Here is a 381-nt window from a genome sequence, read left to right as displayed (position 1 = left end):
ATTAATACCCAATCACCCGTAGAAAACCCTTCTACTTTTGCCTTACCGTATCCACTATCTTTCCAAGTCCATAACAAATGGTCAGCAACAGCTGATACATGACGCTGCGAACGTGCCGAAGCAATAATCATATAATCAGCCAAAGATGACTTACCCTGAAGATCAATAGAAACAATATCTTCTGCTTTTGCATTTTCTAAACTACTGAGAATAATTTTAAGACCATCAGATACTAAAAAGAATTTTTCTTCTACCGGTGCTTCCATGAGATGATGGCATTTTTGTGAGTTATTTTCCAGGTCGATACCCTTTCTTATCATTTGAAATTATAGAAAAAAGAGGAATTTTTTCATAGAGATTTGCAGAATCTTATAAAATGTT

1 protein-coding gene is annotated in these 381 nt (G+C 34.6%); it reads right to left on the bottom strand.

The genetic code is table 11. The features are described from left to right. Positions 1-320: ribosome silencing factor (gene rsfS, locus J7R05_RS09050; protein WP_208541943.1), on the bottom strand; the 320-nt coding region annotated here is incomplete at its 3' end. Positions 321-381: the final 61 nt, after the last annotated feature.

Source organism: Bartonella capreoli (assembly GCF_902813205.1).
Classification (GTDB): Bacteria; Pseudomonadota; Alphaproteobacteria; order Rhizobiales; family Rhizobiaceae; genus Bartonella; species Bartonella schoenbuchensis.
The sequence above is the reverse complement of the archived record's forward strand: the minus strand, read 5'-3'. Positions and strand labels throughout refer to the sequence as shown.